Annotated in this window: 8 protein-coding genes; 2 read left to right on the top strand and 6 right to left on the bottom strand. The window is 44.3% G+C overall.

Features of this window, described 5'->3' with window-relative positions; genetic code table 11:
• Window positions 1-72: 72 nt before the first annotated feature.
• A complete protein-coding gene (locus H7T92_RS08455; protein ID WP_155167635.1) occupies window positions 73-915 on the top strand; it encodes a DegV family protein in 843 nt (280 codons plus the stop codon).
• A gap of 194 nt (window positions 916-1109) precedes the next feature.
• Here the strand turns inward: H7T92_RS08455 and H7T92_RS08450 are convergent, their stop codons facing one another.
• The 3 genes from H7T92_RS08450 to H7T92_RS08440 are packed head-to-tail and all read right to left on the bottom strand — an operon-like array spanning window position 1110 to window position 5160.
• A complete protein-coding gene (locus tag H7T92_RS08450; RefSeq protein ID WP_201037528.1) occupies window positions 1110-2756 on the bottom strand; it encodes a hypothetical protein in 1647 nt (548 codons plus the stop codon).
• On the bottom strand, window positions 2746-3489 hold the full coding sequence (locus H7T92_RS08445; protein WP_003010968.1) for an ABC transporter ATP-binding protein: 744 nt from the start codon (window positions 3487-3489) through the stop codon (window positions 2746-2748). Before H7T92_RS08445 ends, H7T92_RS08450 begins: the two co-directional genes overlap by 11 nt.
• A 39-nt stretch (window positions 3490-3528) precedes the next feature.
• Window positions 3529-5160 (bottom strand): M20/M25/M40 family metallo-hydrolase, encoded by a 1632-nt coding sequence (locus tag H7T92_RS08440; protein ID WP_201037583.1) that lies wholly within the window; start codon window positions 5158-5160, stop codon window positions 3529-3531.
• 208 nt (window positions 5161-5368) lie between these two features.
• On the opposite strand from H7T92_RS08440, the gene H7T92_RS08435 reads away from it, so the two are divergent.
• On the top strand, window positions 5369-6850 hold the full coding sequence (locus H7T92_RS08435) for an alpha-amylase (RefSeq protein WP_201037527.1): 1482 nt from the start codon (window positions 5369-5371) through the stop codon (window positions 6848-6850).
• Between the two features lie 382 nt (window positions 6851-7232).
• On the opposite strand, the gene trxA is transcribed toward H7T92_RS08435, so the two are convergent.
• From trxA to H7T92_RS08420, 3 genes are all read right to left on the bottom strand, one after another.
• Window positions 7233-7547 carry a thioredoxin gene (trxA, locus tag H7T92_RS08430; RefSeq protein WP_003002728.1) on the bottom strand — a complete coding sequence of 105 codons (315 nt, stop codon included), beginning with the start codon at window positions 7545-7547 and terminating at the stop codon, window positions 7233-7235.
• Window positions 7548-7644: 97 nt separating this feature from the next.
• Window positions 7645-10674: a CocE/NonD family hydrolase gene (locus H7T92_RS08425; RefSeq protein WP_201037526.1), complete on the bottom strand. Its 3030-nt coding sequence runs from the start codon at window positions 10672-10674 to the stop codon at window positions 7645-7647.
• 119 nt (window positions 10675-10793) lie between these two features.
• Entirely contained in the window at window positions 10794-12779 is a 1986-nt protein-coding gene (locus H7T92_RS08420) for a peptide ABC transporter substrate-binding protein (protein WP_201037525.1), read from the bottom strand.
• Window positions 12780-13002: the final 223 nt, after the last annotated feature.

Here is a 13002-nt window from a genome sequence, read left to right as displayed (position 1 = left end):
TCATGATATAATTGTAAAAGAAGACATACTACTTGTCAATGTACATTTTTAACAATTATGAGGTATGAACTGATGAAATGGAAAATTATTGCGGATTCAGGCTGTGACTACCGCTCTTTGGACAATCTGGCACCGGATACGGAGTTTGTCAGTGTCCCATTGACCATCCAAGTGGGAGAGACCATCTATACAGATGACGCCCAACTCAATATCGATCAGATGATGGAAGAGATGTATGCGACTACGACAGCTTCTAAGTCTGCCTGTCCAAGTCCAGATGATTATATGAAGTCCTTTGAAGGAGCTGAAAATATCGTCGTTGTGACCATCACTGGAACCCTTTCAGGTAGCTACAATAGTGCTGAGGTGGCCAAGAAGATTTATCTAGAAGAGCATCCGAATACCAATATCCACGTCATTAATAGCTTGTCAGCTGGGGGTGAGGTGGACCTGATCGTTCGCAAGCTCAATCAGTTGGTCGCTGAAGGCCTTGATTTTGATCAAGTGGTCGATGTGATCACGACCTACCAGTCTAAGACGAAGTTGCTCTTTGTTTTGGCCAAGGTTGATAATCTGGTCAAAAATGGGCGTCTCAGCAAATTGATCGGGACTGTTGTCGGGCTCCTCAATATCCGTATGGTCGGCGAAGCTAGTAAGACGGGTACCCTTGAGTTGCTTCAAAAAGCACGGGGCCAAAAGAAAGCGATCAAGGCAGCTTTTGATGAATTAATCAAGGCAGGCTATAATGGCGGACATATTACCATTGCCCACCGCAACAATGAAAAATTTATCGAGCAGTTCTCTGCATTGGTCCGTGAAAAATTTGCCCGTGCAAACATCGAAGTCCTTCCTACTTCCGGACTATGTAGTTTCTATGCCGAAGAAGGCGGGCTCCTCATGGGCTATGAAATTTAAGTTTCCACTAAAAAAGAGGCTGGGACAAAAGTCCTAGCCTCTTTATTGTTTTTGGATTGTCGAGCAAGACGCAGTAGTTGAGTAGGCTCTACTACGCTGATTTCATCATCTTTACAGCCCTACTCAACTGTGCGGAGGTGGGACGACGAAATCGAATTCTTACGAATTACCGATTTCTGTCCCACTCTCTCTTTTTATTGTCCGATCTCTTGGTAGAGAGTGCGGATTTTTTTGCGGTAGATGGTATAGCTGATCCCAGCTCCAATTAGCAGGATGACACTATAAAGGATCACGGCTAGTGGAGTGCTGATGGAATGATAGGTCCAAATGAAGCTGACAATGATCAAGAGAAACATCACAAAGAGGAAGACAATCAAGAGAATAGACTGAAGAACTGCATTCCCACGATGACGGGTCATCAACTCCGTGATATTGGTCCAATTGGTGCTAAAATTTTGAAAATCTTTGACATAGCCTCGAATGCAGATCGGAATGGTTGTTACCACCCAGATCAATAACATAGCTAGGATAGCCAAGGGATGGACGCCAAAATAGAGACAAACGCCAACTAGAAGTATGACAGGAAGGATGGATTGCACCAGATAGAGCAACCAAAACTTCATGAAGAGATAGCGTTTAAAATCAATAGGGAGCGATCTCAAGTATTCAAAGTTTTCGCGCTCTAGCGAAATACCGATACTGGTCAAGCCTCCAAAACTATTGAAAACACCGATCAAGATGGCAACAAGGGTCAGTGGCACCAGATACTGGGGCGTCAGGTAAGGACTGAGGCCTCCTATATTTTTCGATGCTCCTGCTGCTCCACTGAGGAGGAAAATATATGGCAGAATACTCATCATCAAGAGGACTTGCACCATAAGTGTTCCATCGCTCAAGAGTCTACGATGATACTGAATGACAAACTGTCTAAAGGAGTCTTTCTGGCCCACATGGATGGCTTTCACGCGCTCTTTAACGGTTTGGTTGGTCGCAACTGCAAGGGCCGCATCATAGAACTGCGGTATCACGATTTTGCGAACCAGGCCGATCAAGACCAGAAGGACCAGGATCCAGCCCATGAGACCAAGGATCGCTTCTCCATCAAAAGGATGGAGGATGAACTGATGAAAGGCCGTAAAAGGTGGAAATAGAATGGGAATATCTGCGCCCCCTGTCACTTCTACCCGATGGGTCTGGACTAGATTCAGATAGAGATAAGCTCCTAGACTCAGAAGAGAACCAATTCCGACCATGATGTTGGAGACCAGGGTCGTGTGTTTTTTGAAAAATAGGGTCTTAGTGATCAGATGGGATAGGATGATCGTCGCTAAAAAGAGAACGCCTAAGAGAATTAAGGCACAAAAGAGGCCAAGCAGGATCCCTAACGGATTGAAGCCGCCTGCTTGGACAGGCAGGATCAAAAAATAGCTGACCAAGGGAAGGATAGCCATGAGAAGGGTCAGGATGACCGAGATACTCTTTCCAGCAATGACTTCCGCATCTGAGAAGGCATAGGGCCGGTAAAACTGGAGGTCCTTGCTTTCATAAAAGACATTGTAAAAGCTCATAAATCCTTGGGAAATGGTCATCAAGGAAAAGAGGGCCACCATATTGACAAAGAAGGCTGGTTGATGGACAAAATCATAGATGCTAAAAAGCAAGCCAAATATGACGAAATAGACCAATCCTAATAAGAGGTAGTTGAGCACTGATTTACGGGCGACATCGAGTTTGACGTCCGGTTTTTTGGCCTGTTTGGCACGTAATTTTGCGATCTGAGCAGGCTGACTGGCATAGATGATATTAACATTGACCAGCTGCTGGATGATCTTAAGACGCATGATCGCCACCTTCTTCCTTCCGACCCGCTAGGCTGAGATAGATACTTTCCAGACTTTGTTCGGGGTGTTGACCTTTCAATTCCTCGATCGTCCCATAGAAAATAAGATTACCTTTTTTAAGAATGGCGATTTTATCACAGAGTTGTTCAGCCACTTCTAAGACGTGGGTAGAGAAAATAACCGTCTTGCCACGATCCGCATGCTGGCGCATCATTTGTTTTAAATCGTAAGAAGCCTGTGGGTCTAAACCGGTCATCGGTTCGTCCAAGACCCAGATATCTGGATCTGACAAGAGGGCTGCAATGACGAAGACCTTCTGGCGCATCCCATGTGAAAAGGATTCAATCACTTCATAGCGGTGGCTCTGAAAATCAAAGATCCTAAGAAGCTCCTCTAGGCGTTGGTCACAGTCTTTCTGACTCATATCATAAGAGGTCGCAACCAACTCCCAGAATTCATTGGCTGTGAGGCGCAAGAAAAGATCTGGCGAATCTGCCACATAACCGATCTTCTTTTTGATCGCCAGTCGATGGCTATAGAGGTCCTGACCATCCACTTCAATCGATCCAGTGGTTGGGGTGATGACACTGACCAGGCTCTTAATCGTCGTTGACTTACCGGCTCCGTTGTGGCCAATCAAGCCGACAATTTGCCCATCCTCGATGGTCAGATCCAAGTGGTTGAGGGCAATGTGCCCATCGTAATCTTTGGTAACTCCGTGAAATGTAATCATGTTAACTCCCTAATGGATCCTCATTGGGACCGTTTTTTCTTATTCTGTTGATAAGCGATCATCGAAATGGTAGAGCAATTCTAGTAAATAGTTTGGAATGATCTCCAAAAAGTCTTCTTTGTAGACCCGCTCTCCTCGCTTATGCAATTCTTTGCCCCAAGGGCCTAGATTGACCGCTGGAACCTGAATTTGAGCAATTTTTTCCAGATCCAGATCATAGACCTGGGCTGGTGTGGCTAGGCTATCTAGGACGACTTGATAAGAAGCCACATCCTTTTCTAAGGCACAATAACTGGTGTCGTTAATCCCCATAAAGTATTCTTCCACTTTTAAGAGGTAACCTCTTGTGTCCAGATACTCACGGTAATCAGTGATGAGGGACACAATATTGAAATCGGTATTGTCTAAAAAGCGGCAATTCATGGAAGGATAATAGGGGGGCGCAAAACCGATGACCACCATAGGATCCTTATCTCCGAGAAACTCAAGGAGTCGCTGGATTTGCTGAATCGCAAGGCTTTGGTAGCTGGTCCCATTACGAAAATCTTGCTCCGCTTTTTTATTAGAAGCTTCTCTAAAGGCTTGGTAGCCCTCTATGGCTTGGCAACGTTCCTCTAGTTCTTGATAGGTGATGACTCTTGGCCTTGCAATAATATGTTCTTGGCCAGCCTGATCCTGCAAGTGCTCATACTTCTTGTAAAAGGCGTCCAAGGCCTCTTGACTAAGCTCATAGATTCGTTGCAAGAGCTCTTGAGGTGTTTTCTTCAAATGCAATACACTGAAATAACCAGCCGCATAGAGCACGGTCGATACATCGTACTGCTCCTTCAAATCTCTGAGATAGGACCAAGAAGGAAGGGGAGACGTTTCTCCCAAGGCCTGATCTGCCAGATCGGGATGAAGATCTAGCTGACTTGCGATGGCTACTAAGAGGGACAAGGCATTGATCCCTTTAAGGGGCTCCTTCATATGGGACAAGACGCCTTGCGCCACAACGACTGGCATGAGTTTGCCGACTGTGCCAATGTGAAGGACCTTTTCTTTTCCAACCTCTGATTCAAAGGGTTCTGAATCCACTGCTAATACATAATTCAGATCAAAGGTTTCCTGCAAATCTGTGAGGAGACCCAAAGCTCCCCGCATCCCACGTGAATAGGATTCCTCGTCTCCAACAGAGAGATAGAGCAGATTGACCTGACCTTCTGAGGGGTCTGCTGCATAGGCTTCTAGAACCCCCAATTGAAGGGCTAGGGCTGCTTTCATATCGCAAGACCCTCTGCCAAATTTCCACTCCCCAGAAGCTAAATCTTCCTGCATATCTGGTCGTCTATCCAGTGTTTTCAAGGCTTCTGCAACTTTATCAGAATCGAGTGCGATCTCCGACAAGCTTCCATAGTCTTCTAAATCGACTGTATCATGGTGGTGGAAAAGGATAACTGTTTTTTTCTTGCCCTTATCGACCAAAGCCCAATTGACCGACCGATGCAAGTGATCCTGTGGCACCTGATAGCGCCCAAAGTGGTCCGGATGTTCCTTGAAATAGGGGATCTGGCCAATCCGTTGATCCAGGTAGGCTTCGATTCCTTGCTCGGTCTCAGTGTTGGTAAAGCTTGGGATTGCCAAGGCTTCAGTAAAAATCGTTTCGATGCTCTCTCTATTGGTGGTTTTCACTTTCAAACCAATCCTCCTTTGATATGATCAAACTATAAAATGAATAGAAATATATGTACCAGACTGATATTTCTACGTAAATAAAATGCTACTTTTTATATTCTCACTTCATTTCTTTCATGTATGCGATTTCTTTTCTAGAAAGGGCTTGCTTCCAGCGCAAACGTTTGTCGCATCCAACTATTTTTGGTAAAATAGGGACATTCACATGAAAGAAGAAATAAAAATGGAAAATCAAACCTTAATGCAATATTTTGAGTGGTATTTGCCCGCTGATGGGAACCACTGGTCGCGTCTTGCTGAAGATGCGCAACACTTAGCAGACTTGGGTATTCGCAAGGTCTGGATGCCGCCTGCCTTTAAAGCTACTTCTAACAATGACGTTGGGTACGGAGTCTATGACCTCTTTGATTTGGGCGAGTTCGATCAAAAAGGAACAGTTCGTACCAAATACGGTTTCAAAGACGATTATCTTCAAGCCATTCAAGCCCTCAAAGATGCAGGGATTCAACCAATGGCCGATGTCGTTCTCAACCATAAAGCTGCTGCCGATGGCTTAGAGGAATTCGAGGTCGTTGAGGTGGATCCAATGGATCGAAACAAGGTCCTCACTGAGCCCTTCACCATTCAAGGATGGACCAAATTCACCTTTGATGGCCGAAATGGCGCCTATAATGACTTCCACTGGCATTGGTACCACTTCACCGGCACTGACTACGATGCTTCACGTAATAAGAATGGGATCTACCAAATCCAAGGGGACAACAAAGGTTGGGCTCATGGAGATCTGGTAGACAAAGAAAACGGAAACTACGATTACCTCATGTACGCCGATATCGATTTCAAACATCCCGAGGTTATAGAAAATCTCGACCAATGGGCTGAATGGTTTATCGAAACAACAGGGGTTGAGGGCTTCCGTCTGGATGCAGTCAAGCACATCGACTCCTTCTTTATGAAGAATTTCATCCATAATATCACCAAAAAATATGGAGAAGATTTCTACGTCTTTGGTGAATTTTGGAATGGCGACACAGAAACCAACGATGAGTACTTGGAAAGCATTGATTACCTGTATGACCTGGTCGACGTAGCCCTCCACCAAAATCTCTTCAGAGCTAGTCAAGAGGGTGAAAATTTCGACCTTCGAACTATTTTTGATGGAACACTAGCGCTCAATCATCCTGAACAGGCCGTGACCTTTGTGGACAACCATGATACCCAACGAGGGCAAGCCTTGGAATCTACGATCCAAGAATGGTTTAAGCCTGCAGCCTATGCCTTGATCTTACTTCGTGAAGCTGGTTTGCCTTGTGTCTTCTATGGAGACTACTACGGTATCGAGGGCCAATTTGCGCAAGAAAGTTTCCAAGGGGTCCTCGATCGACTCTTATGGGTTCGTAAAGATCTGGCTTATGGGGAACAAACGGACTATTTCGATGATCCTAATTGCATCGGTTGGACACGTTCAGGTTCAGAAGAATCAGCACCAATCGCCTGCTTGATTTCGAATAACCAAGCTGCTACAAAAGTCATGGAGATCGGCTCATCCTACGCAGGCCTCACCTACTATGATGTACTAGAAAATTGTAGCGAAACCGTCCAAGTCCAAGAAGACGGTACTGCTGAATTCCCAGTGGCAGAACGCTCCGTCAGTGTCTGGGTAGCCCAAGATACAGAGGGCCAATAACCTTTATATGTAATGTTCTCCTAGGATCGACATCTTCCTAGGAGAATTTTTTCCTGTAAAAATTTTATAGGAAATACAGCTTCATTTTAGCACTATAAGAAAGCGCTGTCAATGGGTATCGCGTCTATTTGAAAGAAATAAAGAGCATCAAAAAAAGCTGGAAAAAATTATCCAGCCTTCGATGTTTGATAGAAATAACTGTATGACGTAGTGGTTGATTGGTATCTTCGTTCGCTTATTAAGCTCCGAAGATAACCTAATGAGGGAAACAAAGTTTCCTTTATCCACAACCTTCAACAGTCTCCCAGACTGTTGAAGCTATACGGGGGTGGGAAAACGAACTCTTTTTAACTAGTCGGAGTTCTTTCCCACTCCCTTCTTTTTAGCTCAATTCTGCAATGATTTCTTTCAATTGGGCTTTCGTATGAACTCCAGCCACTTGTTTGACAACTTGTCCATCTTTTTTAAAGAGAAGAGTTGGGATCGACATGATACCGAATTGACGTGCTGTATTTGGATTTTCATCTACATCCATCTTACAGATTTTCAAATCATCTTCATGTACTTCTTCTGCCAACTGATCCAAGATTGGAGCTTGCATGCGGCATGGACCGCACCAAGTTGCCCAAAAGTCAATCAAGACAAGGCCTTGGCTGGTTTCTTGTTCAAAAGTTGCATCTGTGATTACGTGTGCCATATTTCCTCCTTTTTCAGTAGTGACTACTGATTCTGCATTTCTACTTTTATTTTACACTAAATGATGCCATTTTAGAAATATTTGCTACGGGGACTCCTCAGGCATCTTCTCTCTTTTTGCGCCAAAAGATGAGACTAGAAGCTGTTAGGCTGATCACCCCTAAGAGACCCAGAGCATGATCTTTGCTCCCTGTTTGAGGAAGCGTAGGGTCTGCTTGTTCTCTTCCTACTGCAGAGGTCGCAGACTTAGGATCTTCTACCAATCCTTGTGAAACAAATTGAGGGATATAGGATACTGCTAGGGCAAGATGAGGTTGCTCTTGTGTAGCTGATCCTGTCTTCATCTCCTCTACCTTGTCAGGAATATTTGGGCTTGGTTGGACAAGGTGTTCTGGGGTTGGAAGCGTATATTCTGCCTTGTAGTGTACTTCTGGAGCGACTAAAGCACCCCCTTCAACTTCTGGCAAGTTCGCATAGTCTATATCTGTTGCACTCGGTACATAGGCTGCCTTTTGGGCGCGGGTCTTTTCGACAATTGGAATCGCTGCCTGGATAGAATCTGTCTTGAATGTCACTTCATAGGGATGCTCCACCGTTAAATCAGACGGGTCATAGGTGTTGAAAACAAGCGCTAACTTGTGACCTTTCTTAACCGTATAAAGATTTGGTTGGAGATAAACTGTGTAATCGTGGTATTCTCCCACTTTAGGCTCGATGCTAGCGCGTGAGCTTGCGGAATCGTAGCCAGACTCAGGGTTCGCAAGGTTGATCCAGCCTTTAGCAATCACCTTGTACTTGGTCTTAATGGTTTCGTATTCGGCAACAGATAGGTTGCTTAAATTGCTTCCCATCCAGAAAGCGTCTGCTGTTTTATCTTGCTTGACGCTTCCATTTCCCACCACATCAAAGTCCTCATCTGCCACATCTACCAAGAGGGCGTTGATTTGGAAATTCTTTCCTTGACCTTTGGCAAGAGCTGCCTTGAAATGAACGGGGATGTGTCCCTTGATCGTAGTGTCCTCAGTAACATCAGAAACAAAGGTCAGATTGGCCTTAGAGGAGGCTTTGCTGACTGTTTCATTACGGTTAGCGATCTCAACACCTGCAGCCGCATAATCACTAGAAATGGTTTCTTCTAGCCGTTTCGAGCTTGCATTCAAGAAGAGACGTTGACTGCTCTTCCAGTTATCATAGCTGGTCCATTTGCTTGGATCATAGTTATTTTGAGCTAGAACCGCTGGCAAACTTTCGACGTGATTGTTCACTCCGTAGAGGTAATGGGTCAGCCAGGTATTGAGCAGGTCATAAAAGTCCTGACCATTGGCGGTGATGCCGTATCCCCGTGACATAGCCGCTGGATAGACGTGATCTCCTTGGTGGAGATAGAGCTTAACATCTTGTCCTGCTTTCTTGAGGGCATCGTACATGAGTTCAAAGTGTTTGGTCTTGACATTGTCATCATTCAAGCCATGGACGATCAGGGCACTGGTCTTGAGATTTTTTGGATGAAGGGTATAATCCCGCTCCTTCCAGACATCGCTGTAGTTACGATCATGGGCGTACTGGTCCTTGTTCAGTTGGTTGATGTAGTTAGAATAGTTTTGCCAAATACCTGCCCAGTCGTCTTGGTCCAGCATCCGTGTGCTAACGTAAAGGGAGAGCCATGAAAGGTCACTATAAGGTGCATTACCAAACTGGGTACCTTGGCTATTGAAATAATCATACCATGAGGCGATTCCTGCTGCCGGAACGATGGTCTTTAGGCCTTCTACGCCTGTCGCTGCCACACCAAAGGTCGTGGTTCCAGCCCAGGAGAGACCTGTCATAGCGACATTGCCTGTTGCCCAGTCTGCCTTGATTTCAACATTGCTAGTCTTATCGGTGTAGGCCTTGCGTTTGCCATTGACCCATTCGATAATATTCTTAAAGGCATTGATTTCGAGATCAGACCCCGTCGTGTTAAAGCCTTCTGATCCCTTGGTACCAAGTCCGGCACTCGAGATAAAGGCATAGCCTCTAACTAAGAAATAGTCGTACCAGTTCAGATCTTCGTAGTCATAGATATACTCGTAGGGACTGTAGTAATACCAATCCGAAGCCTTGGCTTTTTTGGCTGCTTCTACTGTTGTTTCACTGCTTACTGGCTGTCTCTTTGCAGGTTGGCTGTGCAGTTTCTTCATATCGTAACTACCGTCCGTTGGAAGCCCCAAACTTTCAAGGGTCACGTAGTTTTCATCAAGTGTCCCCGCTACGTAAGGGCGCGCTTCCAGAATGGTGGCTGCCTTAAAATCCCCTTGCGCTACGGCTTTTGGTAATTGAACAATGGCTTTGACTAAGTCTGGCTTGCCATCTGCATCGGTATCATAGTCCGTTTCGACATAGACTGGGAAGCGTACAATTTGGCTGTCTTCATATTTGTAGTCTTGGTCTTCTTTTTCTCCCGTCGTATAAGGGAAAATAGGCTGGGCACGACCATTTAAAAAGAGCGGACTTTTCTTTTCAGCACGATAGGCATCGTAGAGTTTCTTAGCTGTTTCATACATCTTGGCCAATTCTGGCTGACTAACCTTACGAGTCAGATCTTCTGATTTTTCAATCAAGCCTAAACTCTTGGCAAAGCGTTCGCGATCTGCTTGGCTTTGGCCCAATTGGCTAGGATCTGTTGCTGCCCATTGGAGCAAGCCATTAACAGCATCTTGGACCGTCAACTCTTTAGAGGTCTGATCCTCTGCAAGGGTGCTACCTGTGACCTTTGCCAAATCCTGACTTGTTGCCGGAGCTTCTGAAGGAGGAGCAGATTGAGGGGCTGCTTCCCTGTTGGTTGCTGCTGGAGTTGCTACTGGGACCGTAGGCTCACTTTGTCTTGTGTGTTCTTCTGTAGCAGGGTTTGCTTGATTGGCAACTGCTGTCCGATCCAGCGATGCCTCACTTGAGCTTGTCCCTTCTTCACTAGCGGCAGTGCTTGCGTCACTAACTTTCGGTGTTGCTTCAGTAGATGGAGCTTGCACCACTTCTGTCGATGGTGCTAACTCTTCTGTCTGCTCATCTGCTGCTGCTACTTGGTGCAAAACCATTGGCGCGATCAGTAAGCTCGATGCGACAATGGAAACCATTGTTTTCTTTTTCATGTCAGTCTCCTAACTTTTTGTAATCAACACTCCCATTATACTATGTAAGCGTTTTTAGATCAAACAGATATTCATCTGATCCACAAAAAAACCGAGGCATCAGCCTCGGTTATCGATCCTTATTTAACGTGTTTCTTAAGATCTTCTTGTGATTTTTTATTTGACTCTGCTTGTTCTTTTTGCCATTTTTCAAGGGCTTTGTTGTAGTCAGCAGTTGTCACAGCTTTGTCTTGGAGTTTCATTCCTTTGTAGATCACGTGGTCTTTTCCTTTACCACCAGTCCATGCAAATGGAGCTGAGAATGGTTCGATACGTGTCAAGAATGGACGTCCAGTTGATGAAGAAGTTGGCATAACAAGGGCGCTATCAGTCAACCAAGCTTGCGCAGCCGCATATTTTTCATAGCGTTTGTTGACGTCTTGTGTTTCAGCACCAGCATCTTTGATCATCTTTTCAAAGTCGTACAGACCAACTTTTTTAGCTGCTTCATTGTTTTCACTTGGGTCAAATCCAAGGAAAGTCTTAGTATTTTCACCAGATGAAGCTTTCAAGATATCCATGTAAGTTGATGGGTCTTGGTAGTCGGGGCTCCATCCAACATTATCAGAGAGATCCCAGTCTTCGCCAGCCGCATTTGGCGCAAAGAGGGTCACATTTTGAAGGTCTTCTTTCGAAAGCATTTGGATATCGATGACGACATTTTCTTTACCAAGCGCTTCTTCAACTGATTGTTTGAAAGATTGCACCCGTTGAACTCTTGATGGAGTGGTTTGGTCCACAGGCATATCGATGTGAATTGGGAATTTCACACCTTCTGCTTCTAAGGCAGTCTTCGCTTTTGCAAACTCTTCCTTCGCTTTCTTCGCATCGAAGAGACCGTTTTGACCATCATCTAGTTTAGTAGATTTCCACTCATCTCCATAGGTATCCAATTGTGTTTTTACCATTTCACCGAAGGTCTTGCCATCAGCTTGGACAAATGTTGGTGGAATGTAGAGGTTACGGATGATCTTGCTTGCTCCGTCTTTTCCGTTCAATTGAGCAGCATAAGCTTCACGATTGAAGGCAAAGCTGATCGCTTGACGGAAGTCCTTGTTCAAGAGGGCTTTCTTAGTAGATTGTTTTTCTTCATCGGTCTTCTTAGCTGTGTGTTTGTAAGATTGACGGTCGATGTTGGTACCAATGACATAAGAAGCAGCATCTTGAGGAGTGTAGGTGATTTCATCTTTAAATTCTTTGGCTTGCTCTGAGTAACCAGATCCAGTTGGGAAAAGTTTTGCCAAGCTAAGAGCATTTTCACCGAATGATTTGGCCAATTTACTTTGGTCTTGTCCATCGTAGAATTCCAATTTTACATCTGAGACGTAGACCTTGTCTTTATCCCAGTAGTTTTCATTCTTGGTCATTTCGATAGAAGATTTTGAAGTAAAGCTCTTCAAGATGTAAGGACCATTGTAAAGAAGGGAACTAGTATCACTTGCTTGAGCGAATTTATCCCCTTTTGATTTTACGAATTTTTCGTTGACAGGGAAAGTGATCCCAAGAGTCAATTTAGAGTTCCAGTAAGATTCTGGTTGGTTCAAAGTGATTTGAAGGGTATGATCATCAACTGCTTTTACTCCTACAGCTGAGAAATCTTTATTTTTACCACTGACGTAGTCATTCAAGCCTTTGATAGAATCTTGGATGATGTAGAGCATTTCTGATTTGTTATCAGCCGCATATTTAATCCCTGTGACGAAATCTTTAGCTGTTACATCCGCATACTCTTCGCCTTCTGAATCATACCATTTAGCATCGTCACGAAGTTTATAAGTATAAGTCAAGCCATCTTGCGAAACTGTCCAATCTTTTGCAAGAGATGGAATCAAGTTCCCGTATTTATCATTTTCAAACAAACCATCAATCAAGTTTCCAGTGATATCGTGGGTTGCTGCTTTACCAGATGTGATATAGTTTAGGTTTTCTGGCTCAGTCTCATAAACATATGAGAATTTTTGACCGTTGCTTGAGCTAGATGATTTAGAACCACCCGAACAAGCTGCTAGGATACCTGCTGAAAGGAGGGCAACTCCCGCAAGTGCAATGACATTTCTTTTTTTCATGTAAATCTCCTCAAGAAATTTTAAGTTTATTTTAAGATTATACCACAAAGGTTTTCAGAAGAAAAGGAATTTTCAGAAAATTTTTGTATTATGAAAAAAACTACTCCGAAGAGTAGTTATTAATTTAAGTTTAAAACTTATTTGAGACTTTCCTTAGGTGAGTACGGACGTCAGCGAACTTCTACGAAGTTCCATGACTTAGTTTTGAACCTAAAGTTTCAAA

Origin of the sequence: Streptococcus parasanguinis, assembly GCF_016648855.1 — a bacterium.
Lineage (GTDB): Bacteria > Bacillota > Bacilli > Lactobacillales > Streptococcaceae > Streptococcus > Streptococcus parasanguinis_L.
This window is presented reverse-complemented; position numbering and strand designations above follow the sequence as displayed.

What these genes read in the sequence shown, in the direction of transcription:
- H7T92_RS08445 (WP_003010968.1), bottom strand. Translation starts at nt 3,489, where the DNA reads ATGATTACATTTCACGGAGTTACCAAAGATTACGATGGGCACATTGCC.
- H7T92_RS08435 (WP_201037527.1), top strand. Translation starts at nt 5,369, where the DNA reads ATGAAAGAAGAAATAAAAATGGAAAATCAAACCTTAATGCAATATTTT.
- H7T92_RS08455 (WP_155167635.1), top strand. Translation starts at nt 73, where the DNA reads ATGAAATGGAAAATTATTGCGGATTCAGGCTGTGACTACCGCTCTTTG.
- H7T92_RS08425 (WP_201037526.1), bottom strand. Translation starts at nt 10,674, where the DNA reads ATGAAAAAGAAAACAATGGTTTCCATTGTCGCATCGAGCTTACTGATC.
- H7T92_RS08420 (WP_201037525.1), bottom strand. Translation starts at nt 12,779, where the DNA reads ATGAAAAAAAGAAATGTCATTGCACTTGCGGGAGTTGCCCTCCTTTCA.
- H7T92_RS08450 (WP_201037528.1), bottom strand. Translation starts at nt 2,756, where the DNA reads ATGCGTCTTAAGATCATCCAGCAGCTGGTCAATGTTAATATCATCTAT.
- trxA (WP_003002728.1), bottom strand. Translation starts at nt 7,547, where the DNA reads ATGGCACACGTAATCACAGATGCAACTTTTGAACAAGAAACCAGCCAA.